The sequence below is a fragment of the Tahibacter aquaticus genome (assembly GCF_004363655.1).
Classification (GTDB): domain Bacteria; phylum Pseudomonadota; class Gammaproteobacteria; order Xanthomonadales; family Rhodanobacteraceae; genus Tahibacter; species Tahibacter aquaticus.
This window is the reverse complement of the sequence record NZ_SNZH01000005.1, coordinates 340,705-367,207: the sequence shown is the minus strand read 5'-3', so window position 1 is coordinate 367,207 and position 26,503 is coordinate 340,705. Positions and strand designations below refer to the sequence as shown.

Here is a 26,503-nt window from a genome sequence, read left to right as displayed (position 1 = left end):
TTGAACAATTTTCTTTGTTGTTAATTCTGGTTATTTCCGTATTGCCGAGGAGACCCTTCCGATGAAGTCGCTATTGCTTTCGCGTGCACGCCTGTTTGCCCCAGTGCTGGTCGCGGTGGTGGGTCTGCAGTCGGCCAACGCACTGGCCCAGGCGCCACCGGCGCCGACCATTGCCTGGATGCCGGAAAGCGTACCGCTGAACAATGGCAGCGCCAGTGTGACGGTCAGCTGGGATATGTGGTGGGGCAACAACGGCAACCGCTGGAAATTGAAGCAGAACGGCACCGTCGTGCACACGGCCGCACTCACGCCGAACGGACAGAACGCCCAGCACGCCACGCATACGCTGAATCTCGCCGCCGCCGGCAATTACAGCTTTGTCGTCGACCTGTGCAACGGCAGTGGTGCCAGCGAGCAGTGCACCGCCAGCGCCCCGCGCAGCGTGACAGTCGGCGGCAGCAGCGGCGGCAGCGACGGCCTGACCTGGCCGGCGCCGCTGCTGGAACACAACCGCCCCTACGCCAACAGCACGAATGCGGTGGTTGCGGCGTATTTCGTCGAATGGGGCATCTACGGCCGCGCCTTTCCCGTGCGCAAGATGCCCACGTCCAACCTGAGCCACATCATCTACGCCTTCATCGCCATCTGCGGTCCCAACGATTCGCTGCTTGCTGCCAATCCGCAGGGTTATCAGGCGCTGATGCAGGAGTGTGCCGACCAGCCTGATTACACCGTCACCATCCACGACCGCAACGCCGCGCTGGACACCAGCTATCCGGGCGATACCTCGACCACGCCGATCCGCGGCAATTTCGGCCAGCTGATCCGCGCCAAGGCAGCGCAGCCCGGCCTGAAGATACTGCCGTCGATCGGTGGCTGGACCTTGTCCGATCCCTTCTACCACCTGGCCAACGATCCGGCCCGGCGCACCACCTTCATCAACTCGGCCATCCAGTTTCTGCAAACGTATACCTTTTTCGATGGTATCGACCTGGACTGGGAATATCCGGGTGGCGGCGGTGCCAACGACTTGCTCGGTGCGGCGACGGATCGTGCCGGTTACAACGCCCTGCTGACGGAGCTGCGCACGGCGCTGGATGCGCTGGGTGCACAGAACAACCGCCAGTACCTGCTGACCGCAGCGGTCGGTGCAGCGCCGGCCAAGATCGCCGCGGTCGACTATGCCGTTGCGGCGCAGAAGCTCGACCTGGTGTTCGCCATGAGCTACGACTACTACGGCGGCTGGAACAACGTACTCGGCCACCAGGCGGGCCTGCGTGAAGCACCGGGTCTCACCGCTCCGGGCTGGAACGGCAGCGCGACCATTGCCAACCTGCGCGCAGCCGGTGTGCCCGCGGCCAAGCTCGTGTTGGGCGTGGCCATGTACGGGCGTGGCTGGCAAGGCCTGAGCGGCGTGCAGAACGGCAATCCATTCAGCGGCACTGCCGCCGGCGCGGCGAGCCCCGGCACCTGGGAAAACGGCGTATTCGACTATCGCCAGATCGAAAGCGCTTTTCTCGGCGGTGAAAACGGCAGCGGGGCCGGTGGCTATGTCGCCGGCTACGACGCGACGGCAGAAGCAGCCTGGGTGTGGAATGCGTCAGCGGGCAAGCTGATTTCCTTCGAAAGCTCGCGCTCGGCCAGGGCCAAGGGGCAATTTGCGCGCAGCAACGGTCTGGCCGGCGTGTTCGGCTGGGAGATCGATGCCGACAACGGCCGCATCCTCAATGCCATGCACGAAGGGCTGGGCCATGGCAGCGCCAACGCCGACAGCTTGTTTGCCGACGATTTTCAGGTGCACACGCCATAAACGCCGCGGCGCGGCCGTGGGCGCACCGCGGCCGCTACAGTTCTGCGCCAGAGCGCAGGCCATGACGCATTTTCCACAACGCTTGCAGTGACCGGCACTTGCGCCGGATCCCGCTCATCCCACGGACTTCGGGGAGGAAGACCATGACTCGCCATTACCTGCCTTGCATCGCCGCACTGCTGGCCGTCGCCGCGCTCTGCGGCGGCAGCGCCCAGGCCCAGGACAGCTGCAGGCCCGACGGCATGCAGAAAACCGCCGGCGTGAATACGCCGTACTGCCTCGCCTACGACACGGCGGGCCGCGAACGCATGGGCAGCCGCCAGCGCCGCATCATCGGCTACTTCACCAGCTGGCGCAGCGGCACCAACGGTCAGCCGCGTTTTCTTGCCAGCGACATTCCCTGGAGCAAGATCACCCACATCAACTATGCCTTCGCCCATATCGACGGCAGCAATCGCCTGTCGGTAGGCAACGAGGCCGATCCGCAGAATCCGGCCACCGGCCTGCAATGGCCCGGCGTCGCCGGCGCGGAGATGGACCCGGAATTCAGCTACAAGGGTCACTTCAATCTTCTGAACAAGTACAAAAAACAATTTCCGCAGGCGAAGACGCTGATCTCGGTCGGTGGCTGGGCCGAGACGGGCGGCTATTTCGACGCCAATGGCAATCGCATCGCCGACGGCGGTTTCTATGCGCTGACCGTGACCGCGGCCAACCAGGTCAACCAGGCAGCGATCGACACCTTCGCCGATTCCGCCGTCGCCTTCGTGCGCCGCTTCGGCTTCAACGGCGTGGACATCGACTACGAATACGCCACCTCGATGAACGACGCCGGGCATCCGCTGGACTGGAGCGTGTCCAATCCGCGCCGCGCCGCGCTGATGCGCGGCTATGTCGCACTGATGAAGACCCTGCGCGAGAAACTCGATGCCGCCGCGGCGCAGGACAACAAGTACTACCTGCTGACCGTGGCCGCACCGGCCTCGGGCTATCTGCTGCGCGGCATGGAAACCTACCAGGTCACGCAGTACCTGGACTATGTCAACGTCATGAGCTACGACCTGCACGGCGCCTGGAACCAGTTCGTCGGTCCGAACGCCGCACTGTACGACGACGGCCGTGATGCCGAGCTGGTACATTGGAACGTGTATACGACGTCGCAGTACGGCAATCTCGGCTATCTGAATACCGACTGGGCCTATCACTACTTCCGCGGCAGCCTGCCGGCCGGGCGCATCAATGTCGGCGTGCCGTACTACACGCGCGGCTGGCGCAATGTCAGCGGCGGCAGCAACGGTCTGTGGGGCACGGCGCCACAGAGCAGCGGCTGTCCGGTCGGCCTGACCAGCTGCGGCCAGGGTGCCCGCGGCATCGACAATATCTGGCACGACCTGGAACTGAATGCCGAAGTGCCGGCCGGCTCCAACCCGATGTGGCATGCAAAAAATCTGCAGGATTCCATTCTGCCGACCTATCTCGCCGCCTACGGCCTGGACCCGGTCAACAACCCCGACGACCGGCTCAGCGGCACCTACGTGCGCCACTACGACGCGACCCTGGTGGCGCCGTGGCTGTGGAACGCGCAGAAGAACGTATTCATCTCCACCGAGGACGAGACCTCGACCGCGACCAAGGCCGACTATGTCGCCGACAAGGGCCTGGGCGGCGTGATGATCTGGGAGCTGGCCGGCGACTACCGCTGGCATCCCGACCGCCGCGGCGGCCAGGGCGAGTGGTATATCGGCACGACGCTGACCGACATCTACTATCAGCGCTTCCAGTCCGCTGCGCCCTACGGCAATCGACGCTTCGCAACGCCGGCAACCGGGGGCACGCTGGACGCCAGCATCAGCGTCAGCGAATTCGACCTGGGCGACAGCAACTATCCGATCACGCCCAAGCTGAAGATCGTCAACAACTCCACGACGACGATTCCGGCCGGTGCACTGTTCGAGTTCGATCTGTCCACCTCGGCGCCGGCCAACTGGACCAACTGGTCCGGCGCCACGCTCAGCGTGGTTTCCACCGGCCATAGCGGCAGCAATATCGGCGGCCTGGACGGCGATTTCCATCGGGCACGGCTGTCGTCGAGCTGGAACGCACTGCCGCCCGGCGGTTCGCTGGAAGTGGAATTCGTCTACTACCTGCCGATGGTCGCGCCGGGCAATTTCACGGTGAGCTTCGGTGGTACGACGTATGCGCTGAGGGATACGACATCGGCTACGGGCGGCAGCGCGGTCGACGTGATTTTCGCCAACGGTTTCCAATAAAGGTAAACAACGATGGCGGCTGCGCCCGCGCTACCGCAGCGCAGGCGTTGTCGTTCGACCGGCCGGTATCGGGTTGCTTCCTTGCCGCAGCGTATGTGCAAGTTGTCCGCTAAGCTGGCGCAAACCGGGGAGGGGACCAATGAACCGTTGGCTGTTTTTCACTGCCTGCTCTGCGCTGGCTCCGTTCGCGCAGGCCGTCACACCGGCTTTCGACCGGCCCGGCATCGCCGTCACCACGACGACGGTGCCGGCCGGCGGTATCGCCTGGGAACAGGGCCTGCCCGATTTCGTACGCGACTCTCGCGACGGTACGAGTCTGCGTGCCTACGCGGCGAATACGAACCTGCGTTTTGGCCTCAGCGATACCTTCGAACTGCGCCTGTTCGGCTCGCCCTGGAACTACCAGCGCCTGGTCACGCCGCAGGGGCGCAGCAGTAACAAGGGCTATGGCGATACGGGTATCGGTTTCAAATGGGCCGGGCCGTCCACGTCGAAAGCGTTTTCCTGGGCGCTGCTGGCCACCGCCAGCTTCGCGACGGGCGAAGACGATTTCAGTTCGGGCAGCACGGCCTACGATGTCGCCGCCAGCCTGGGCTGGGCCTTCGACGACAGCGTCTCGGCCACGCTCTACGCCGATGCCGGCCATCAGGACGGAAGCAACAGTTATACGATTTCACCGAGCCTGGGCTTTGCCCTGAGCGAGCGCTGGGCTGCCTTCGTCGAAGCCGGCTATACCCACGCCAAAGGCTCGCCCGACAACGCCGTGGCAGGCGGCGGCTTTACCTGGATGGCCAGCGAACGGGTGCAGCTGGATCTGTCCGCCGACTTCGGTGTCAATGCGGCGACGCCCGATGTACAGGGCGGCTTCGGGGTCTCGATCTACTTCGATTGACCATCGCTCAGGTTGCAGCAACGCCGGCCCGGCACCGGCCGGGCGCCAGCATTTGCCGTACTGGCGCACGCCGACGCTGTTGCTAACCTGAGCGTGCCAAGCTCCGTCCAAGCCCGACCACGGACAGGAGTTGCCATGCAGTCATACCTTGAAATTTCCACTAGCCCTGAGGCTTGGTGCGCCCGCTTGCAGCGCGGCGCGCTGGCGGCCTCGCTGATGCTGGCGACCCTGCTGGCCGGTTGCGCCGCATCGTCAATAGAGGGCAAGCCGCCGCTGGACGTCGGTGCGGCAGCGCCCGTGGCCGACCCGCTGGCCATGCTCGATCACGGCCTGCGGCCCTCGCTGTTACAGCCGGGACAGGCTGTGCCGCACTGGTCGCTGCAAGAACGCATGGCGCATTACAAGGTAGCGGGCGTCGCCGTGGCCTTGATCCGCGACGGCAAGCTGGTTGCCGCGCGTGGCTATGGCACGCGCGAAGCGGGCAAGGCGTTGCCGGTCGACGCCGATACGCTGTTTTCGGTCGGATCGGTCAGCAAGGTGGTGACGGCGACGCTGGCCCTGCAACGGGTGGCCGAAGGCAAGCTCGCGCTGGACAGCGACGTGAACCAGTCGCTGAAAAGCTGGCAGTTGCCGCCGGCAGCGCAGTTCGCCGACGCCAGCGTTACCTTGCGCATGCTGCTGTCGCATACCGCCGGCCTGAGCACGCGCGGCTTCGAAGATTTCCAGCCCGACGAAGCCATGCCGGCGCTGCTGCAGATTCTCGACGGCCTGCCGCCGGCCAAAAACAAGCCTGTGCGCATCGAGCGAGAGCCGGGCCTGATGTATCGCTATTCCGGCGGCGGCACTCAGCTGGTGCAGCTGCTGGTCGAGGAAAACAGTGGCCTGCCGCTGCAGTTGCTGGCGCAGCAGCGTTTGTTCGCGCCCCTGGCCATGCAGCGCAGCAGCTTCGCCAGCCCATTGCCCGCGACGACCGACAATGTGGCAAAAGCCCACGACAAACAGGGCAAGGTGCGCGCCTTGCCGCGCGGCTGGGAGTCGTTCCCGGAAATTGCCGCCTCGGGCCTGTGGACCAGCGCGAACGACCTGGGCCGCTTCGTCGCAGCCTTGCTGCAGAGCTACCGTACACAGGACGGCCTGCTGCCGCAGCCGCTGGCCCGCCAGATGATGACCGAGGTTGCGCCCAGCGTGCACGGCCTGGGGCCGCGCCTGGAAGGCGCCGGGCGGGCCCGCGTGTTCCATCATGGTGGCGACAACGACAGCTATCACGCCCGCATCGAAGGCTATCTGGAAAGCGGCGACGGCTTCGTCATCCTGACCAATACCAGCGACGGTGGGGCCGAACTGCGCGTGGAGATCCGCAATGCCCTGGTCGATGCGATAGGACTGGCGGTGGAACCGCCGCTGCAGATCGTTGCGCTGGACCTGAGCGGTGCCGCCTACGCCGACTATGCCGGCGAGTATCGCCTCGACGACTCGGTGCCGATGGAATACCGCGGCGTGCTGACCGAACTGTTCGATGCAGCCACGATCACGGTGCGTGCCGATGCCGGCCGTTTTGCCTTTCTCACGCCCGGGGCCAGGCGCGAACAGACCCTGGCGCCGCTGGCGACCGCGCGTTTCGTCGCTGCCGAGCGTGGCTATCCGCTGTTCGAATTCCACCGCGATGCGCGCGGCCGGCTGCGCGGACTCAGTGTTTCCTGGGGGCAGGGACGGGCCTACTACCGGCGCGAGGCGGCGGCGCCCGCGGGCTGAGGCGGCAGGCATCTCGACCGGGTCGAGGTACTGCGGCGCGATCCTGCTGACGGATCGCGCCGGCTGCTGTGGTCTGGCGTGGGCGGTGGCGGCGCGCAAAGCAAAGTATCAAAAGCGTTTTTTTCGACTAGTTTCTGATGCGCGGTCGTAGCTGGCGCCAGGCCGCAGTCGGTCGCCAGGGTCAGCACAAGCAGGGCGACGCTGAATCGCAACATGGGCAGTGTCCGCAATCGGTCCGGCCTGTGCTATCAGCGCCTGCGCCGGCAATGCGCAAGTCGTGCCCGGGCCGGCGCGGCGCTGCAGCCGGCGGCGCGGTACGTCGCCTCCTCGCCCCGGCATGGCCGGGGCGAGAAAGCTGCACGGTCAGCGAACTGCTACTGCGTATCGCCCACCGCCCGCGAGAACGGCGCTTGCGCCGCACCGCGCAGTTCGATTCGTGCGACGGCCCAATGCACGTTGTTCGCCCGATACGTCGTCGGTGCACTGGCGCGCAGACGCAGCTGCACGCGACGGTTGGCCAGGCTGGCGTTGAACACCAGGCTGTCGTTGCGCCAGCCATTGGAAAGGCCGCTGAAGACGCTGCTGCCGCTGCTCAGATAAGCGGCTGCGTTTTCCCATTCGCCGTCGTCGACGCGGATTTCCACCGTACCCGAGGTCGGACGCGGCGCGCGCTCCAGGTCGTAGTCGTGGCGCAGCAGCAGTTCCAGCGGCGTGCCGGCCGATACGGTGAACGGCTGGGTGGCGATGGCAACGTTGAAGTTCAGTTGCGGCTCGCTGATCACATAGCTCCACACGCCGTTGTGGCGCTGGCGCTTCCAGTCGAAGATTTCCGCCTGCTGCGCGCCTTCGGCGCCGAGGCAGACGCCAACCGAACAGGCGTAATAGTCGGCGAAGTCATGGCTCCAGTCTGCGGCGAACGTGGCCGCATGTGCTGCGCTGTCGACGAAACTGTCGCGGCGCAGATCGACATTGACGTCGAAGGTCTTGCTGTCGGCGGCAAACGCTTCCGGATGCCGCGTGTCCCAGGCCAGTGCCTGTACCGGCAGGGACAGCAGGGCGCGATTGCTGCGCACGCGGAAATCGAAGCTGAGTTCGCGCGTTTCCTCCGGTGCCAGCGCAATGTTCTCGATGAAGATCTGCTGCGGCAGGTCGTAGAAGCCGGGAATGGGCGGTACGACCAGGGTAATCGCATCCAGTGTGTCGAAGCCGGTATTGCGCAGGCTTACCTTGAGCTGGCCGCTTTCGTTGCGATCGAGCACGCCATCGCCGTCACCCTGGGTTTCCACCAGGCGCATGCCGACGATGTCCAGCGCGCGTTCCATATCGCGGAAGCTTTCCTTCACGCCGCGCAGGCTGAAGGAATAGCGCTCGGGCGATACCGCGCCCGCACCCATGCCGCGGTCGGCGAAGCCGCTGCGGCAGCGTCGATAGTCGGCTTCGCTGTCGGCGCGGATGGCCGTGAGCAGCGCTGTGCGTGCCTCGGTATAGGTGGCATCGACCGGGAACAGCTTGAGGCCGTCGACCAGCCAGCCGAGAAAGCGCTGGTGGGTTGCGTCGAACTGGCTGGACGGTGCGGCAGCCAGCACATTGCGTGCACAGGCCCACAACGCCGTGGTCCAGATTTCGCCGGCCGTATGCACTTCGGCATTGACCATGGCACGGCCTTTCCAGTCGAACGGATTGCTGTTGGCCGGTACCAGATTGTCCTGAGCGATGTGCTTGAAGGTGAGCGGGTTGTGCTGCTTGTCGACCGCGTACGGATAGCGCCGTATGCCGTGGTAGTAGCTGTTGTCGGGATTGCCCGGCGTGCCTGCGGCAGGCAGGTCGTCGCCGCGGAAATCGTAGTCGAGGTTCATGTAGGCGCCGACGGCATAGGCGCCGTAGAACGCGGGCTTGCCCGCCTGGTGGTAGCGGTCCTGTTCGCGCACGGTGAGGATAAGGCCGATGAAATCGGCCGTTCCTTCGTTCAGCGCACCTTGCTGGCCGTAGTAGGCCGACAGGGTCAGGCGGCCGAACATGGTGTGGCCCCATTCGTGGGCGATCACGCCCAGATCGAACGCGCCGGTATCGCGCCGGCTGGTGGTGCTGGGGTTCGTGCCCAGGGTCAGCGAACCGGATTCGCCGTCGGCCGGCGCGTACGCAAAAGTGGAATAGTACCCGGCATGCACGAACAGCGGATCGCCGGCGATGCCGCCGCGGCCGTAGTTGTCGGCCTGCGCATTGCCGGCGGCTTCGTCGTAGCCGGCGTCGTAGAAGCGGTCGTGCAGCCAGTTGGTCACGTAGAACGCCTGCACGATCTTGGCGCTCAGCGCGACGTCGTTGGTGGGAATGGTCGAGGTGGGTACATCGACCAGGCACTGGCTGAAGTCGTTCTGCGAATTGGCCGCGTCGTAGGGATAGTCGAAGGTGCGCGGGCCGGTCAGCGTGGCGCGGAAATCGCCTTCGGCCGCGCCGAAGCCCGGTCCCCAGCCTTCGCCGTAGCATTCGCCGTCGACGAGGATCTCGGCGTTGAAGAAGGCGTCGACGTTGTTGCCCTGCGTCGTCGTTGCGCTGTCGGCCAGCCAGGGATCGTTGCGGCTGATCGGGCCCTTGACCAGGCTGAGCAGGTTCATCGGCGCCCACGCCGTAGGCTTGTAGCCGTCGGCGACACCGGTCGGGTGCGGACTGGTAAAGCCGTAAGGATCGAAATACGGATGCGCGTCGGCCGCGCCGTAGACGCGATAGCGGAACGGCTCCAGGTCGTGGATCTGGCTTTGCCGGCGCAGGATGCGGCCGTCTTCGGCGGAGATCACCAGCGCCTCGGCACGCGGCCGCTGCTGGCCGGCTTGCTTGCCGATGAACTCGGCGTAATAGGCGGCGACAAGGCGTTCGCCGGCCGGATACCAGACCGGCTTGATGCGCGCCGGCCTGGCCGGGTTGAAGGTGGCGCCGGCGCTCAGCGGCAGGCGCAGGTAGCGGTCGTTGCTGGAAGTCTTGGCGGCGACACCGACCGCAGCATCCAGCTGCAGCGTGGCAAAGGCATGGCGCAAGGCCTGGCTGGAGTCCAGAGCGAAGGATGGCAGCGTCGCAGCGGCATGCTTGGCAGCGAGGCTGGCGGCAACGGCGCGCGGTTGCAGCGTGCTGTCGCGCAGTATGCCCAGACGCGCACCGAACACCTCGATGCCGGCGATTTCCTGGCGGTATTGCACGACACGGCTGGCGTCGCTGCTGCTGTGCACCAATTGGCTGTCGTCCAGCGCGAGCTTGCTGCGATAGGTTGTCAGCAGCTGGCTCGGCGAATTCGCATCGAAGCGGACGGATTGCTTGGCCACCGCCTCGGGCGAAAGCCATTGCAGGCTTTGCTGCAGTGCGAGCGGTTCGCTTTGATCGGGCGGGGCGGCGATGGCCGCGGGTGCTACAAAACCAGTTGCCAGCACTAACCACAATGATGCGTAGTTCACGGCGTCGCTCCCTAGTTGGCAGCGGCGCAGACTAGCAAGTATGGATTGAACTACGCAAGACTTCGTACGAAGTGGCTGGGCGTATCGGGGCAGTGGCCGGCGACCGCGGAAACCGGCACCGCAGCATAGGCGCCCCGGACGGCATTTGCCGGGCCGCCGTGCAATTCGCGTTGCTCATCGAACCCTGCGAAAGCGAGATCCCGTAGGACGCTGATGAGCGCAGCGAACTGCGCCGCGGCCGTGCCGGTAGTGGCAGCATGTAGTCGCTGGCGGTGCAATTCGCGTTGCTCATCGAACCCTGCGAAAGCGAGATCCCGTAGGACGCTGATGAGCGCAGCGAACTGCGCCGCGGCCGTGCCGGCAGTGGCAGCATGTAGTCGCTGGCGGTGCAATTCGCGTTGCTCATCGCACCCTGCGAAAGCGAGATCCCGTAGGGCGCGGATAAGCGCGGCGAATTGCGCCGCAGCCGTGCCGGCAGTGGCGGTATGTCGGCGCTGGCGGTGCAGTTCGCGTGGCTCATCGCACCCTACGAAAGCGAGATCCCGTAGGGCGCCGAAGCGTGCCTAGCCGAGCACCATTTCCGCCGGACTCTCCAGCAGCCGGTAGGCCGCGACCGACTCCTGGCCGAACACGTCGGCTTCGCGCAGCACACCGAAATCCAGCCCGGTGCGCTTCTGGATCTCGGCCACGCTGGTCTGGTAGGTCTTGTACGGGCCGAAGGCGAATTCCAGGTCGTCCAGGTGCGCGCTCTGGCTCAGCAGGTAGGCTGCCGCGCGCAACTCGCCACGGTTGTTGTCGCAGAACGCGATCACTTTCCAGAATTCCTGCGGAATCTTGAACTCGCGATAGTCCGGATCGCGCGCGCGCAGGACCGGGCCGGTGAAGACGCTGATCTTGATGTCTTCCGCGTCGGCCGTATCGAGTACGTAGTCTTCCAGGCCCAGCCAGCTCTTGGGATTGAACTGCTCGTGCTGTGGCGTGCAGTTGGTGAAGTAGAAGGTGTCGGCAATACCGGCGACGGCCTGCTCGCGCGTACCCCAGGCCGGGTCCAGGCGCCGCACCAGGTGGCCGCGCTGCAGCTTGTTGCGCGCGTACAGCGCCTCGCCGGCCTGGTCGTCGGGCGACAGGCGCGGATCGAGGAACCATTTGTCCGGCGTGCGCTTGACCGCGTGCAGCGCGTTGCCGTCGATGTTGCAGGCGGTGAACAAGGCCATCTTGCGGGCGCGGCTCATCTTCACCGAATAGCGGTGATAGCGCAGCTCGCCGTCGAGAACATCGTTGTTGCGCAGCAGGTCGCGTTCCAGTTTTTCCGACAGTGCCGGCAGCGGCAGCGGCTGTCGCAGAAATTTTTCATTGTATCCTTTGCGTTTTTGCAACTCGTCGGCGCTGGGGCCGCGGGCGCGGCTGGCCTCGTCATCCTCCGCAGGTGCGTCCGCATTGCTGTCCGCGGCCAGCTTGCTGCTGCGGCTGACCGGTACGCTGGGTTTCAACCGGGCCAGCGCATCGAGTACGGCACTGGCACGCACGGCGACATTGGTGCGGCGGTAGGCGCCACTGAAATGCAGACCGACGGCGCGGCCGTTGTCGCTGTTGAGGATGACCGAGCCGGAATTGCCGCCGAGACTGGTGCAGTCGTGCTCGAACGTGAAACGCTGGCCGGTGACATTGCGCGTCTGTCCCGGCGCGCAGCGCTTGACACCGTAGACGCCGCCGAAGATGCGCTGCATCTCGACTTCGTCGTTGCGGTCGTCGAAGGCGGGGTAGCCCACTGTCATCACGTTCTGCTTGTCCTTGACCGGATCGGGATCCAGCTCGATGGGCTTGGGCAAGGGGTGGTCCGATACCAGTTCGACGAAGGCGATGTCGGGCCCGCCGCTGGGTTCCACATGCAGCACCTTGGCGATACGCAGCGGCGCGGGTTTGCCGCGGAAGCCATCTTCGCGCACGAAATCGACACCGGCGCTGTAGTCGGCACCGTCTTCGTTCTGCAGCAGCTGTATTCCGCGGCTGCCGTGGCTGACGAAGGCCTCGACGACATGGCGGTTGGTCACGGCGACATTGCCGCGCAGCATCCAGGCCGTACCCAGGTGGGCGAAGTTCAGCGCATTGAGCACGTCGAGCCGGCCGATGGACGGCAGCAGCGGTTCGACCTTGGGCAAGGCCTTGTTGACGCGGTCGAGCATGAGCCCGGAAATGTCCGCGTTTTCGGGTATGACGATGCGGTTTTCGCGCACGAAGAATACCGGCCGCCCGGCCAGCAGCACGATGGCTTCCAGGCCGCCGTGCGCCACCTGGCCGAAGTCGCCGCGGTCGACCGCGGCACGCTCGGCGCTCGGTGCCGACGCGGTGGCGACTTCCAGCGCGCTGGCGGCCGCTCGCTGCAACCGAGGCGGCCGTACGCCTTCCAGGCCCCCTTCGACGCTGCCGCCAGCGCTCTCCAGTCCGCTGCTGCCGCGCTGTCCGCCGGCAGGCTGCGCGGTCCGCGCCAATCGGCGCTCGACGACCTCGGCAATGCTGGCGCGCAGTTCTTCGTCTTCGCTCAGTGCGGCAAGTTGCGAATTGTTCGGATGGGAACTCATGGCATTGCTCCGGTGGCGGGTGGGCTAGCGGAACGGCGGGTCGGCCGTCGCAGCAGTGGATTGGTTCTGCAGGTTCGCCGCGATGTCGCCGCGGAAGCCCTGCACGATCAGTTCGCGCAGGCCGGCCGCGTCCGCGTCGTGGCGCATCCAGTTGGCCAGGCTTTGCAGCAGTTCGGCGGACTGGCGCGAGCTGTCGCGGCGTTTGCCGCTGGCATCGGTCTCGGCGACGGCATGCAGCTTGGCGGCCAGATCGCGGCGCAGCTCCTGTTCCGAGCCCCAGGCATTGGCGTCGTCCAGTCCGCGCGCGATGCGCGTGGCCCAGTCCTGTGTGCCGCGGCCGGGCAGGCCGAGCTGTTCCAGCGCGTAGTAGAGAATTTCCGGATAGGCCAGGCCGTATTCGGCCACGGTTTCGCGCAGCAGCAGCGGCCGCAATTTCAGTTGGCGCAGTCCGTTCAGATTGATCTGGCCATCGCGCCGACGCAGGGCCGGCGGCAGTGGCGGCTTCGCCGTTCCAGCTACCTTGGCCGCGCTGTTCGGCACTGCCGGCGCCAGTCTTGCCAGACGCTGCGCGCAGACGTCCAGGCGCAGCTTGAGCATCTCGTCGGTGTGGAATGCGTTCATCGCCTGCAGCATTGCCAGGCGCTGGCGCGCCTGGGTGTAGTCGCCCAGCGCTTCCGCGGCGAGCACCGCGACGAACTGCAGCGTGACCGTCTCGCAGGCGGCAAAGCCGCCGGCGGCGACAGCGCGGTCGACGTGGTCGATGGCGGCCTCGAACTGGCCGGTGCTGCGCTGCAGCTCGGCCTGGATTTCCCAGAGCGGACTGCCGTCCAGCCGCTCCGTGCGTTCGACCAGCACCGCCCTGGCCGTGTCCAGGGCGCCGCGATTCAGCGCCGCGCGCGCGCGCCGGGCCGCCAGCCGTTCCCACGAGCCCTGGTCGGCAGTGCGGCGCAGGTCTTCGTCCACCGACAGGCCCAGCCGCGAAGCCAGGTACAGGCGCGAAGCAGCGGGCAGTTCGTCGATGGCATTGCCCAGCAGCACGGCTACGTCGTCGCGCCAGCGCGCATCGATCTGCGCAGCCGGCTGGGCCTGGCGCAGGCGGTGATAGATTTCCTCGGCGCGCGCAGTGGCCGTATCGATGTCCTGGTAATAGGCAATTGCGGCATTGTCTATTTTTCGTATCGTATCGCTGCCGGCCTCGGCGAGCAGGCTTTCCAGCATCACGCTGCGCACATCGCTGCGATGCAGCAGGCTGCCGTCGGCATCGATTTCGACCAGGCCTACTTCGCGCTGCAGCCGTTCGAACAGCGACTGTGCATGCGCCGCATCGCGCACGGCAATGCGGCAGGGGCTGGCCAGCACCTCGCTGATCACCTCGGGCGTGATGCGCCGCACCGCCAGGCCGGGATGGGCGAGGCGGCGCACTTCCTCGTCGTCGATATGCGACAGCACACGGGTATGCAGCAGCGCCTGGACTTTTTCTTCCGCCAGACGGAAGACCAGCCAGCGCGTGGTCGCAATATCGGCCAGCGCGGCGGCGCCGTGCTGGCGCAGCAGGCGCAGGGCCAGGCGCAGGGTCAGCGGATTGTCGCGGGCGATGTCGAGTACGCGCTTGCGCGTGACGGCGTCGAGCCGGCCCAGCTCGTGCTGGGCGAGGTAGGTATCGACCAGGGCTTCGCTGGCGGGGCGTTCGAGACCTTGCAGGCGTAGCCCCGGAGGCGCGCTTTGGCGTGGTGGAGCGCGGCCGGAGACGACGGTGCGCAGGTCGGGTATTTCGCGCTGCAACCTGACCAGCACGTCCCAGACAAAATCTTCCTCGACGTTGCCGCGGCGCTGGATTTCCTCGAAGGTATCGATGACCAGGATCAAGGGCAGGCCACGGAACTCGGCGAGGCGTTCGATGATGGCGGCGAAGCGATTGAGCCATTCGTCCGCGTTGACATTGCGCGCGCCGGCATCGCTACTGGACGATTCGCTCGCCGCGGCTTGCAGTACCGTCAGCTCGCTCTCCAGCATGGCGGTCGATTCGCTTGCCTGCCGGGCTAGCTGGCGTACGGCCTCGACCGTGAAATGACCGAAATCGGCGGTGCGGAAACCCAGCCGGTCGATGTCGATATAAACGAAGGGCAGTGGCTGGGCCACGTCCGGACCGCAATGCTCCATCAGGAACTGCGCCAGCACAGTGGATTTGCCGATGCCGCCCGGCCCGTACAGCACCAGCGGCGAAGCGCCGGGCGCGGACCGCAACGCAAAGCGCCGGACCACACGGCCCAGCTCGGAGCCCGGTTCGGCCACGCCCACATAGTCGCGCAAGGTTTTCAGTTCTTTCTGACGTCCCTGAAATCCATCCGCCAGCAATCGCTGGAACGGCTTGAACAGCTGCAGCCGGTCCAGCCGCCGCGCTGCTGCATGGATCAGTGCAGGTGCGGCGAACTCGCTGCCTTCCAGCCAGTGCAGCACTTCGCGTAGCAGCGCGGTCTGGCGAAAATCCAGCTGCTGCAGATCGATGCCTGCACCCAGCAGCTGCCGCAACAGCGTGTCGCGCTCCGATACCGCTGCCGGCAATGCGGCGAGCGCCTGCGCGAGGCGGCCTTCGCTGCGCAACTGCTGCAATGCCCGGCGCCGCGCCGCAGGCCGCAGCCGCCAGCGCGCTGGTATCGCGACAGTGCCGGCCTTGGCATTCTGTGCGGCAGCGACGAGTTCCGCATCGATGGACAGCTGTACCCAGTCCGCGTCGCGCGGCAGGCCGGCGAATTCACGCAGCTGTGGCACGCTGAAGGTATCGACCAGGCAGGCTGCCTGTACAAAGATCTGCTGCGTTGTGCTGGCTTCGCCGTGTTCGCGGCGCTGCAGGTCGTGCAGGCATTGCTGCACGACGCGCGAGGAGACCGTTGCCGGCAGCTCGATCATGGCGTCACCGCTGCCGGCACGCTGCCGTCGATCGCATCGCGCAGAAACACCACGGCGCGCTGCATCTGCTGGCGTGTCGGCGGATTGCCGACGTCTGCCAGCGCCGCATCGACGATGGCCTGTGCATCCGCGGCGGCCATGGCTGCGTTGCGCGCGGCGACTTCCGCCTGCAGGTAGGCGAGGAATTCGGCACGGCCCAGCGGCAGCAGGTTTTCCGCATAGGCCAGCATCTGCAGCTCGCTCTCGTAGCCGGTGCTGCGCAGCTGGCCGAGCAGGAAAGCGCTGATGTGTTCGATCTCGTGCTGCACCACCGCGATGCCCAGGCGCTGGAAGAACACCACGGTGTCGTCGGGCGTGGCCGGATCGTCCAGGCCGTCGACGACCAGCCAATGATTCTGCGCGCTGGTCTTGAGCGTCTTGCGCAGCAGCTCGAGCAGGCGGCCCGCTGCGCGGGCATCCTGGCTGCTGTCGGCAAACGGCGACGGCGCTGTGTCCAGGCCCAGCGGCTGCTTGATCAGCTCGAACACGTCGGCCAGTCCGCGTTCGCCGACCCCGCGGCCGGCCAGGTCCACGCGCAGCGGCGAGACGCCGGCGCTGAGGTTGGCGATATGGCGGATCAGATACCAGGAATGGCTTTTGCCGGCGGCGCCCGGTCCGCCGATCACTACGGTATTGCCGGACAATTCGTTGTTTTCCACAAATTGCCTGAGCAGCGCGCGCAGTCGCGGCCGCGCGATGAAGGGCAGGTTGCCGATACGGCGCAAGTCGTAGGCGATGGTCTGCGCAGACCGCCCGGCCGCCGCAGCGCCGGCCGGCCTGACGACGGCGGCGTTCAAGGCTTGCGCCCGCGGCACCGGCGGCTGCTCGACCAGTTCGCTCCTCGCCTGGCGGCGCAGGTCGGCGGCGATCAGCGGAATCGGAATAGCCTGGTTGTAGCGTGCGAACTCGCTGGACGGATCGCCGGCATGATGCAGCGCGAGCAGGCAGGTATTCAGTTCGTCCAGGCAGGGCGAGCCGGACGAGCCGTAGTCGGTAGAGGCGCTGTGGCGCAGGCGAAACGCACAGTCGGCATTGTCCGGCAGTTTCAGTACCACGCCGCTGGAAACCTTGATCGGATCGCCCAGCGGATGCTGGAAGATGCGTATCGGTTTCTGTGCATGGGCCTCAGTATTGCAGGCGTCGAGACGAAACCAGCCACGCAGGCTGGCGTGGCTGGGGGCAATGTCGACCGGATCGTGGCCGGGCTGGGCGGCCAGTTTCAGCACCGCATAGTCCAGTTCGTGCGGCTGGGCGAAGGGCGGCTGGCCGGTCTTGTCCGAATCGGCATAGCGCTGCGAGGCGCACAGCCATTTTTCGTCGGCGAGGTTCAGATCGGCACCGCTGTCCTCGACCAGCGTCGGTGCCTCGGCGGTATAGCCGAAGCGGACCTTGACCGCGGCGCCGGCCAGCTGGCGCACCAGCGCATCTTCAATCACGTGGTAGTTGGTCATGACCAGGTCCGGGCCGATCAGGAAGCCGGTGCCCTGGACTACGCCGCCGTCGCGGTCGGGGTAGTAGATCAGGCAGACGCGGCTTTCAACCTGACTGCTCTGGTTGCGCAGCCGCGCCGCCGATACCGGCCCCGAACTTCCGTTGACCCTGCCCATGCTGCGCCCCCGGCGACGCGGTTGTGCTGCCTCGATCTATTCACCGATAACGGCGAACACCTGCCTGCGGCGACATGCTTGCGATTGCCGCGCCGCCAGCAGCCGGACAGCGGCATGCACCGCGTTCCGCGCCAGCGAGGGGACATCGCGGAACCGTGTGTGCCTCGCCGCGGCGAATGCATCGGAGTGTACGTCTGTACGCTGCACATTTGTCACCGCGGCGTGCGCTTTTCCGCCGCTAAAGCCCGGCTTGCAGCAGGTGTCGCGAGGGCGCGCGGCCTCTCATCGCGTTGCGCCACTCGGCGAAAAAAGTCACCCAGGCAACCTCGCCTTGGCGTGGACTTGGCGCCAGCCGGCCGCAGGCCGCATGATCGCGCCGGGGAACTGCTCCACATGATCACTGCTGTACTTTTGCCCGGCCGCGCGGCCTGGGCGATATCCACTTCGGGGAGTGCAACGCCATGTCTCGCAACCTGGTCATCTGCATCGACGGCACCAACAACTATCCCAACGGCGGCTATACCAACATCCAGCGCCTGTGCCGCCTGCTGCAGCGCGACGAGACGCAGCAGACCTACTACCAGCCCGGTGTCGGCACCATAGAACCGAACTCGCTGGCCACGCGCTGGGGGCGGCGCGTGGCGATGACGCTGGATGCCATGTCCGGCATCCTGCTGCAGCGGCATGTCTGCGCCGCGTATCGCTACTTGATGGCGCACTACCAGCCCGGCGATACGCTGTACCTGTTTGGCTTCAGCCGCGGCGCCTATTCCGCGCGCGTGCTGGCCGGCATGCTGAGCAAGATCGGCCTGCTGCATCCGGGCTTCGACGAGATGGTGCGCTTCGCCTGGGAAACCTATATCGACCCGGCCAACCGCGAGGCGGCGAACAATTTCCGCGAGCACTACGGCCGCGTGGTGCCGTCCATCCGCTTTCTCGGCCTGTTCGACACGGTCAGTGCGATAGGCCTGCCCTGGGTGCCCAAGGTCTTCCCACGTACCTTCAACAATGCCGATGTGCAGGTCGTGCGCCACGCCCAGGCGCTGGACGAGCATCGCGTCATGTTCGTGCAGAACAGCTGGACCGCCACGCCGGTGGCGGCCGCCGGCAAGCCGCCTACCGACGTGCAGCAGGTCTGGTTTGCCGGCGTGCATTCCGACGTCGGCGGCGGCTACGCCGAAGCCGAGGCCGGCCTGTCGCGCATTCCGCTGGCCTGGATGGTGCGCGAAGCCCAGGCGGCCGGCCTGCGCTTCGACGCGCAGGCTTGCGCACGCACGCTGGACTGCAGCGCCGAACGGGTTCCCGACGTGGCCGGCGTGGCGCAGAAATTCGCCGCCAGCGCGCCGGCCCACGACGAGCTGCAGCAGCGCTGGCTCTGGAAACTGCTGGAATGGCTGCCGGTGCCGCGCCACCGGCGCAATCCCGACGACGACAGCTGGTACCGCCAGTGGCGTGTCAACCGCGGCCAGGAGCGTCATCTGCCGCACCTGCCGCTGCTGCACGACAGCGTGCGCGTGCGCATGAACGGCAGTGCCTACCGGCCACGGCCGCTGTTGCCGGCTGATCCACGCTTCGTCGTCTGAAGCAGGCGCCGTGTCCCGTCTGTCTGCTTTGCCGGTAGCGGCAGGCGGGACAGGCGTGGCGGCGTCGTTTTTTCGCCGTCCGGCTGCGTTGCACGCGACATCGACGTCCATGCTCACTACACTCCCGCGCCCCGCGAAACACCCGGAGCCCGGCGATGCAGATCGGTATCGATTTTGGAACCAGCTATTCGGCCGCAGCCGCCTACGTGCAAGGCCGCCTCGAAGGCATCCGCTTCGGCGAGCAAAGCCAGTTCCGCACGGCGGTGTTCTTTCCGGCTGCGGTGCCGGACCCGGCCGATTTCTATCTCAGCGCCGAGCGCGAACTGGAAGTGGATGCCTATGTGCGTTCGGCCAAGGCGGCGCAGCGCAGCGCCTACGTGGCCTGGCAGCAGCGTCGTGGCGAAGCCGAGCGCCTGTCCGGCTGGGACAAGGCCAAGGCGCTGGCGCTGGCCTCCGAACCCACCGAGCGCAGCGACGCCGATCTGCGCGCAGCCGGCATACGCCATGTGCGGCGCAACTGGATGGAAAACCTGGTGCGCCAGTCGCAGGGCGCCGTGGTCAAGGTCAACGACGCGCTGTTCGGCGACGAAGCCATCGATGCCTACATCAATGACGGCCTGGGGCATCTGGTCGAATCGCCCAAATCCATGCTCGGCTACAAGCTGCTGCCGAATGCGCGCCGCGTCATCCTGCATATCGCCAGCCATGTGCTGGAACATATCCGCCTGAGCGCGACACGCCAGCTCGGCACGCCGGTGCGTGCGGCGATTTTGGGGCGCCCGGTCGAGTTCAAGAGCGCCATGGGCGCCAAGGGCACGGAACAGGCGCTGGAAATGCTGACCGAAGCGGCGCAGTCGGCCGGCTTCGAGCAGATTGCGTTCCTGGAAGAGCCGGCCGCGGCGGCCATGCACTATCACACCCAGCTGACGCTGCCCGAGCGCAGCCTGATCGTCGACGTCGGCGGCGGCACTACCGACGTGGCCTTTGCCGAAGTCGGCGGCACGGCCGCTGCGGCGCGCATCCTCGGCAGCTGGGGCCTGCCGCGCGGCGGCACAGACATCGATATCGAACTGAGCCTGGCCGCCTTCATGCCGCTGTTCGGCCGCGGCCATCCGCTGATACCCGTGCATCATTTCCGCGAGGCGGCCAGCGTGCAAAGCCCGCCGCAGCAGAAAGAGTTCCGCGGACACAACTATCGCGACGCGCCGCAGCCGTTCGGTACGCGCTTGCAGGAGCTGCAGCGCATAGGTTCGACCTCGCTGCTGAACCGCGAGGCCGAGCGCATGAAGATCGCGCTGGGGCAGGTCGCCTCGGACCGGGTCGAGCTGGACTTCATCGAGCACGGACTGGCTGTGGAGCTGGATCTGCGCCATCGCGACCAGGCGTATGCGGATTTTCTCGACAAGCTGGCCGCGTTGCTGGGGCGGGTGCGCGGGGATATCGGTGTGGTGCCGGATTCGGTTTTCCTGACGGGCGGATCGTCGCGGGCGCCGTTGATCCGCGAGGTCGTGGCGCGGGAGTTTCCTGGGGTGCGGATCGTGGTGGGAGATGCTTCGCTGGGGGTGGTTTCGGGGTTGGCGGTGGCGGCGGGGCAGTGGGAGTTGTAGTTTTATTTTGTTTTGGGTTTTTGACTATTCGAGTCCGGGTACGGGGCCGCGGCCGAGTTTGAACTTTGGTTTGGGGTCAGCTCTGAGAGCTGCTGGGCTGCTGGGCTGCTGAGTTGCTGAGTTGCTGAGTTGCGCGAGTTGCGCGAGTTGCGAGAACACGCCCTCTCCCCCGACCGCTGTCGGGGGAGAGGGCTGGGGTGAGGGGGCGGCCGAATGGTGCGGTGAGTGGGTCGAAGCGCAAAAGCGCATCATGCGGGAGAATCCCATGCCTATCCCGCCACCGCCGCCGCCAGGAAAAAGCTGACCCGTAGCTTTGCACAGGCGAATTGGCCGGGACGGCAGCCGGAAGGAATTGCTGGCGGGGCTGGAGCCGATGGCGTTCCGGTAGGTGCATCGCGGCAGCGTGGTGCGCGCAGCGGACATCGATCACTTGCGTCGCGACGAGCGTGGCAAGTGCTCGCTCAGCCTCAAGGGGCGCAGCGAACGGCTGCTGTAAGCGCCGGAGTCCAGCGGCATTTTCGCGGCATGCAGCGGCCTGGTGCGCTGGCCGTCGTCGCAGTCGCGACAAACTACGGGGGTCTTCGTATTTTTGTCCGCTTGCGGCAGAATCGCCCGACCACCACGGCGGAGACGGGCGATGCTGAGCAGGCGCGAATGGTTGATCGGGGCTGGGCTGGGGGCTGCTTATGCGGCAGCAGGATCGCCGGCACTGGTTGCCGGCACAGCGACCGGCAAGGCGTCGCAGGGCAAGGCGTCGCAAGGCAAGGCCACCAGCCCTTGGCCGCCGTATCGCGACACGTTCGCCATCGACGGCGCTTCCAGTTTTGGTTTTTCTTACATCATGGACGACGCCGCGGCCACGGCCAAGGAGCTTGAGCTCGTGCGCGCCGCGGGCATGGGCGCCGTGCTGACTACGGTCGCGCCGCAGGGCCGCTTCTGGCTCAACGACGATGCATTCGAGCGGGCCAAGAAGGAAATCGCCAAATGGCAGACGATCGCGGCGCAGCACCCGGATCATCTGTTCATCGTGCGCAGCGCGGCCGATCTGAAGGTCGCTGAACGCAGGCAGCGCAGCGGCGTGATCATGGGCTTCCAGGGCACCGAGCCGCTGGGCGAGGACGCCGACCGTATCCCGATGTTCCGCGAACTCGGCGTGCGCGTGATCCAGCTCACCCACAACCGGCGCAATATCGTCGGCGACGGCTGCACGGAGCCGGGCAATGCGGGGCTGAGCAACTACGGCCACACGGTGGTCGAGCGCCTCAACGCGGAAAAGGTCGTGCTGGACCTGGCGCACGGCGCGCCGCGCACCATCGCCGAGGGCATTGCGGCGGCCAGGGCGCCGATGCTGATCAGCCATACCGGCTGCCGCGCGCTGGCTGACCTGCCGCGCAATACCTCCGACGCGGAACTCAAGGCCATGGCGGACAAAGGCGGCGTCGCCGGCATGATCTTCTGGCCGTATCTGCGCGTCGATACCCAGCCCATGGCGGTCGACGTGATCCGGCATATCGAACATGCGGTCAAGGTCTGCGGCGAAGACCATGTCGGCATCGGCACCGACCTGGGCGTGGCGCCTATCGAGCGCACGCCGCAGTTTGAAAAGGACAACATCGAATACATCAAGGCAATGGTGGACGACGGCATCTTCAACAAGGGCCGCCCGGAAAATCTGTACCTTTTCATCCCTGACCTGAACTTGGCCAACCGCTTCGAAGTGCTGGCCGGCATGCTGTCCGCGCGCGGTCACTCGGATGCGCGCATCGGCAAGATACTCGGCGGCAATTTTGCGCGGGTGATGGGCGAGGTCTGGGGCTGATCCAGGCGTTGCGGTTTTCGTGCAAGCCGCAATAGTCATTGCGCCTGTCGTTCAAATCGCTGCGCGGCATGAGTGGCCGCGCAGGCCTGAAAACACGCACTGGCGCCATTGTGCCGGACGCGACGGTCATGCGCTGCGCTCGGCACGACTCCTGCTGCAATGACTGCGCCGCTTTTGGCATAGCCATTCAAGGAGTACACCATGGCCAAGCACTATCCGTTGCTCGGTGCCGTTCTCGTCACCCTCTGGTCCGCCGTGCCGGCGTTTGCACAGCAGCCGGCATCGCCGCCGCTGGACAAGAGCCACGCGCCGGTTCCGCCGTACAGCCAGATCGACAGCGATGGCGACGGCAAGCTGGACAAGAAGGAATTTGCAGCTGCGACGACGCAGCTCAATATCACCCTGGCCCAGCTCGACACGAACAACGACGGCAACGTCTCCCGTGGCGAGTGGGACGACTATCGCGATGGCGTCGAGAAGTCGCGCATGCATTGATGCGCGCACGCAAGGAATCGCCGCGATGCATGAGCGCAATGCGGGGACGTGATGCACGGACGTAGGTTGGGGTAAGCCCGCGGGCGCACCCCAACATCGCGGTGGATCGCCATCCAAATGCCCGTGCCGAAGGAATGCTTCGCTTCCGCCGAGTCGCCAAGCGAAACATTCCTCCGGCACGCGTTATGAGTTAGTGCCATGCCTCGATGTCGGGGTGCCTCTGCGGCTTGCCCCGACCTACATTTTCCATTCGATTTACCCGTGCAGCACGTCGTAGCACGCGCCCATGGTGTGGTAATCGGTCTTGCCGGCAGGGCTTTTCTGATCGTCGTATTTGCGATTCTGCCGGTCGAGTATCCGGTACCAGGCGCCGTGTTCGTGATCGACGAAATGCGTCCAGGCATAGGCCCATAGCTTGTGGTACCAGCCCCAGTATTTCTCCTCGCCGGTGGCTCGCGCCAGGCGCGCGGCGGTGGCGATGGATTCGGCCTGTACCCAGAAATACTTGTCGTCGTCGCAGACGCTGCCATCGGGCGCGAACCCGTAGCACAGGCCGCCGTTTTCGTCGTCCCAGGCGTGCTGCATGGCGCGGTCGAACAATTGCTGCGCCACGGGTACCAGCCATTCCTGCGGCTGGCCGCGTTCGCGCCAGTGCTTGTCGAGAATCAGCAGCAGTTTGCTCCACTCTGTCTGGTGGCCGGGCTGGAAGCCCCAGGGGCGGAACAGGTGCTTGGGATTGTCGCGGTGATAGTCCCAGTCCACCTGCCAGTCTGCCGTGTAGTGTTCCCATACCAGCCCGCCGGCCAGCGCGGCCTGGCGCCGCGTCAGGTTGTCGGCCAGCTGCAGGGCGCGTTGCAGATAGCGCTCATCCTGTGTCGCTTCGTAGGCCGCCAGCAGCGCTTCGCAGGCATGCATGTTGGCGTTCTGGCCGCGGTAGGCGGAAAAATTCCATTGTTCATCGGCTTCGTCGCGGTACAGGCCGTAGTGCGCATCCCAGCAGCGCGCTTCGAGCAGGTCCCAGGTTTCCCGCAGCCAGTCCGCCGCTTCGGCGATGCCGGCCTGCAGCGCCCGCGCATAGGCCAGCACGACGAAGGCCAGGCCGTAGGTATGGTTGCTGCGGTCTTCGGGCTGGCCGTCGCGGATCGTCCAGGCATAACCGCCGCCGTGTGCATCGCGGTGTACTTCGCGCAGATAGGCCAGGCCATGACGTGCGGCGGCCAGATAGTCGGCATTGCCGAATTCCCGCGCGGCCATGGCGTAGTTGAAGACAAAGCGCGTGCTGCTGACAAGATGGCGATGACTGCGTTCGTAGACGCTGCCGTCATCGCGGAAATAATGGAAAAATCCACCCTGCGGATCGAGTGCATGCGCCTGGTAGAACGCCATTGTGTCGGCGATATGCCGGCGCAGGAATTCGACACTGCGGAAGTCGGGCAGGGCATTCACGCGGAAATCTCCAGGAAAGGGGCGATATCGGCCGGTGCCGGCATGGCGGCGAAGGCGCCGGGCCGGGTCACTGCAAAGGCACCGGCGGCGGCGGCCTGGCGCAGGGCCTGGTCCATGGTCGTCGCCGTGCGCAGGAAGGCATCGAACTCGGCGGTGGCGATATCGCGCAATGCCAGCCAGGCCAGCAGGCCGCCGACGAAGGCATCGCCGGCGGCGGTGGTATCCACAGCCTGTACCGCAAAACCGTCCATGCCGCCGCGGCGCGTGCGCGTATGCCAGTGCAGGCGCCTTGCGCCATCGGTCACGATCAGCCAGCGCGTACGGCCTTGCCACAGGCGTTCGATCACTGCCGCTTCGCTGCCCGCTGCGCTGGCCAGGTAGTCCAGCTCGTTGCGGGCGAGCTTGACCAGGTCGGCCTGCTCCAACACGCGCCACAGGCGCGCCAGCGGATCGACCTCGGCTGGCCAGAGCGACGGGCGCAGGTTCATGTCGAAACTGACCAGCGCGCCGGCGGCCTGGGCACGTTCTATCGCTTCCAGCGTGACGGCGGCGAGCGCGCCGTCGGTAAGGCTGTTGGAACACAGATGCAGAATGCCTGCATCGGTAAAACAGGCATCGTGGAAATGTTGTGCACGGAACAGCAGGTCGGCAGCCGGCGGGCGGTAGAAGCTGAAACTGCGTTCGCCCTGGGCGTCCAGCGCGACGAAGGCCAGGGCGGTGTTCGCCGCCGCGGTGCGCTTGACGTAGCCTGTGCCGACGCCGGCCTGGTCCAGGCTGGCGAGCAGGAAATCGCCGAACATGTCGGCGCCGAGCATGCCGACGAAATCCACCGTCGCGCCCAGCCGTGCCGCTGCCACCGCGACATTGGCCGGCGCACCGCCGGCAAACTGCAGGAACGCACGCGGCGCCGCCGGCGATGCCGGCGCCTGGGCCAGGAAATCGATCAGCGCTTCGCCGAAACAGACAATGCGCTTCATGCGGCGGCTACCGTGCCGGCACCGGCGCGTGCATCGCGCCAGCCGTACCAGACGATATAGACATAGCAGGCCAGCGGCAGCACGAACGATAGCTGCAGGCCGATGCGATCGGCCAGCAGGCCCTGCAGCAGGGGAATCACCGCGCCGCCGACGATGGCCATGATCAGCAGGCTGGAGCCGCGCGCCGTCAGCGGCCCCAACCCCTTGATGCCAAGCGTGAACAAGGTCGGGAACATGACCGAGTTGAACAGGCCGATCGCCACCATGCTCCACAGCGCCAGGTTGCCGTGGCTGGCCATGCTCAGCGCCAGCAGCGTGAACGCCAGCGCCGCGAACAGGCTGAGCAGACGTGGTGCTGCGATGAAGCGCAGCAGCACCGAGCCGACGAAGCGACCGATCATGGCGCCGCCCCAGTAGTACGACAGGTAGATCGCCGCACTGGTCTCGCTGATGCCGACGATGGCCGGATGGGCCAGGTAGTTGATCAGCAGGCTGCCGATGGCGACCTCGGCGCCGACATAGACGAAGATGCCGATCACCGCATAGCGCAGCGAGGAATGCTGCAAGGCGTCTCCGAAGCTGCCTTGCGTAGCCGCACCCGCGTCGGTGGCCTCGGCCAGGTGCGGCAGACGGAACAGGTATACAAAGAACGAAAGCGCAAACAGCAGCAGGGCCAGGCCCAGATAAGGTAGCTGCACCGCCTGCGCCTCGGCCGCGCGGTAGTGCTGCAGCTGCTCCGGCGACAGCGCGGCCAGCGCCTCGGCGCCCAGCACGGCAACCGACAGAATCAGCAGGCCGCCGATGGCCGGGCCTATGGTATGGCCCAGCGAATTGAGCGCCTGGGCCAGGGTCAGCCGGCTGGACGACTGCGCTTCGTCGCCGAGCAGGCTGACGTAAGGGTTGGCCGACACCTGCAGCAGGGTGATGCCGCTGGCCAGCACGAACAGTGCGGCAAGAAACAGGCCGTAGGACTGCCACTGCGCCGCAGGCAGGAAGGCCAGCGCGCCCAGGCCGGCGACGAGCAGGCCGCAGACCATGCTGTGCTTGTAGCCCAGCCGCGCGACCACGCGCCCGGCCGGCAGCGACATGACGAAATACGCACCGAAGAAGGTGAACTGGATCAGCATGCTGCGGGCGTAGTTCAGGTCGAACACGGCCTTCAGATGCGGAATCAGCACGTCATTGAGGCTGGTCAGGAAACCCCACAGGAAAAAGATCGTCGTGGTGACGATCAGGGCAATGCGGTTTGACGCACTGGCGGCAGTGTTCATCCAGGCAAC

Annotated in this window: 15 protein-coding genes; 8 read left to right on the top strand and 7 right to left on the bottom strand. The window is 66.1% G+C overall.

Annotation, left to right across the window (positions count from 1 at the left end):
• Positions 1-61: 61 nt before the first annotated feature.
• The 4 genes from DFR29_RS10675 (at position 62) to DFR29_RS10660 (ending at position 6,724) form a co-directional block, all read left to right on the top strand.
• Positions 62-1,810 carry a glycosyl hydrolase family 18 protein gene (locus tag DFR29_RS10675; RefSeq protein ID WP_133818572.1) on the top strand — a complete coding sequence of 583 codons (1,749 nt, stop codon included), beginning with the start codon at positions 62-64 and terminating at the stop codon, positions 1,808-1,810.
• Between the two features lie 143 nt (positions 1,811-1,953).
• Positions 1,954-4,080, top strand: coding sequence for a glycosyl hydrolase family 18 protein (locus DFR29_RS10670; RefSeq protein ID WP_133818571.1), 2,127 nt, complete (start codon positions 1,954-1,956; stop codon positions 4,078-4,080).
• Between the two features lie 139 nt (positions 4,081-4,219).
• Positions 4,220-4,972 (top strand): transporter, encoded by a 753-nt coding sequence (locus tag DFR29_RS10665; RefSeq protein ID WP_133818570.1) that lies wholly within the window; start codon positions 4,220-4,222, stop codon positions 4,970-4,972.
• 135 nt (positions 4,973-5,107) lie between these two features.
• Positions 5,108-6,724, top strand: a complete 1,617-nt coding sequence (locus DFR29_RS10660; protein ID WP_133818569.1) for a serine hydrolase domain-containing protein — start codon at positions 5,108-5,110, stop codon at positions 6,722-6,724.
• Between the two features lie 374 nt (positions 6,725-7,098).
• Here DFR29_RS10660 and DFR29_RS10655 read toward each other — a convergent pair whose 3' ends face one another.
• The 4 genes from DFR29_RS10655 to DFR29_RS10640 all read right to left on the bottom strand — a co-directional run bounded on the left by DFR29_RS10655 (position 7,099) and on the right by DFR29_RS10640 (position 17,296).
• The gene (locus DFR29_RS10655) at positions 7,099-10,164 is read right to left on the bottom strand and encodes a M36 family metallopeptidase (RefSeq protein ID WP_133818568.1); all 3,066 of its coding nucleotides are present in this window, start codon (positions 10,162-10,164) and stop codon (positions 7,099-7,101) included.
• A 563-nt stretch (positions 10,165-10,727) separates the two neighbouring features.
• Entirely contained in the window at positions 10,728-12,743 is a 2,016-nt protein-coding gene (locus DFR29_RS10650) for a DNA/RNA non-specific endonuclease (protein WP_133818567.1), read from the bottom strand.
• Between the two features lie 24 nt (positions 12,744-12,767).
• Positions 12,768-15,650, bottom strand: coding sequence for an AAA family ATPase (locus DFR29_RS10645; protein WP_133818566.1), 2,883 nt, complete (start codon positions 15,648-15,650; stop codon positions 12,768-12,770).
• Entirely contained in the window at positions 15,647-17,296 is a 1,650-nt protein-coding gene (locus DFR29_RS10640; protein ID WP_133818565.1) for a trypsin-like serine peptidase, read from the bottom strand. Before DFR29_RS10640 ends, DFR29_RS10645 begins: the two co-directional genes overlap by 4 nt.
• A 461-nt stretch (positions 17,297-17,757) precedes the next feature.
• Between DFR29_RS10640 and DFR29_RS10635 the strand changes: the two genes are divergently transcribed.
• The 4 genes from DFR29_RS10635 to DFR29_RS10620 all read left to right on the top strand — a co-directional run bounded on the left by DFR29_RS10635 (position 17,758) and on the right by DFR29_RS10620 (position 22,800).
• On the top strand, positions 17,758-18,879 hold the full coding sequence (locus DFR29_RS10635) for a T6SS phospholipase effector Tle1-like catalytic domain-containing protein (RefSeq protein ID WP_133818564.1): 1,122 nt from the start codon (positions 17,758-17,760) through the stop codon (positions 18,877-18,879).
• 155 nt (positions 18,880-19,034) lie between these two features.
• Positions 19,035-20,486 carry an Hsp70 family protein gene (locus DFR29_RS10630; protein ID WP_133818563.1) on the top strand — a complete coding sequence of 484 codons (1,452 nt, stop codon included), beginning with the start codon at positions 19,035-19,037 and terminating at the stop codon, positions 20,484-20,486.
• A gap of 637 nt (positions 20,487-21,123) precedes the next feature.
• Entirely contained in the window at positions 21,124-22,305 is a 1,182-nt protein-coding gene (locus tag DFR29_RS10625) for a dipeptidase (protein ID WP_133818562.1), read from the top strand.
• Positions 22,306-22,506: 201 nt separating this feature from the next.
• Entirely contained in the window at positions 22,507-22,800 is a 294-nt protein-coding gene (locus DFR29_RS10620; protein ID WP_133818612.1) for an EF-hand domain-containing protein, read from the top strand.
• A gap of 255 nt (positions 22,801-23,055) precedes the next feature.
• Here DFR29_RS10620 and DFR29_RS10615 read toward each other — a convergent pair whose 3' ends face one another.
• From DFR29_RS10615 to DFR29_RS10605, 3 genes are read right to left on the bottom strand one after another with little or no spacing between them, the layout of a single operon-like run.
• Positions 23,056-24,246, bottom strand: coding sequence for an AGE family epimerase/isomerase (locus DFR29_RS10615; RefSeq protein ID WP_133818561.1), 1,191 nt, complete (start codon positions 24,244-24,246; stop codon positions 23,056-23,058).
• The gene (locus tag DFR29_RS10610) at positions 24,243-25,223 is read right to left on the bottom strand and encodes a carbohydrate kinase family protein (RefSeq protein ID WP_133818560.1); all 981 of its coding nucleotides are present in this window, start codon (positions 25,221-25,223) and stop codon (positions 24,243-24,245) included. The genes DFR29_RS10615 and DFR29_RS10610 overlap by 4 nt, the downstream gene beginning before the upstream one ends.
• Complete coding sequence (locus DFR29_RS10605; RefSeq protein ID WP_133818559.1) at positions 25,220-26,494, bottom strand: sugar MFS transporter; 1,275 nt, start codon at positions 26,492-26,494, stop codon at positions 25,220-25,222. The genes DFR29_RS10610 and DFR29_RS10605 overlap by 4 nt, the downstream gene beginning before the upstream one ends.
• Between the last annotated feature and the right edge of the window lie 9 nt (positions 26,495-26,503).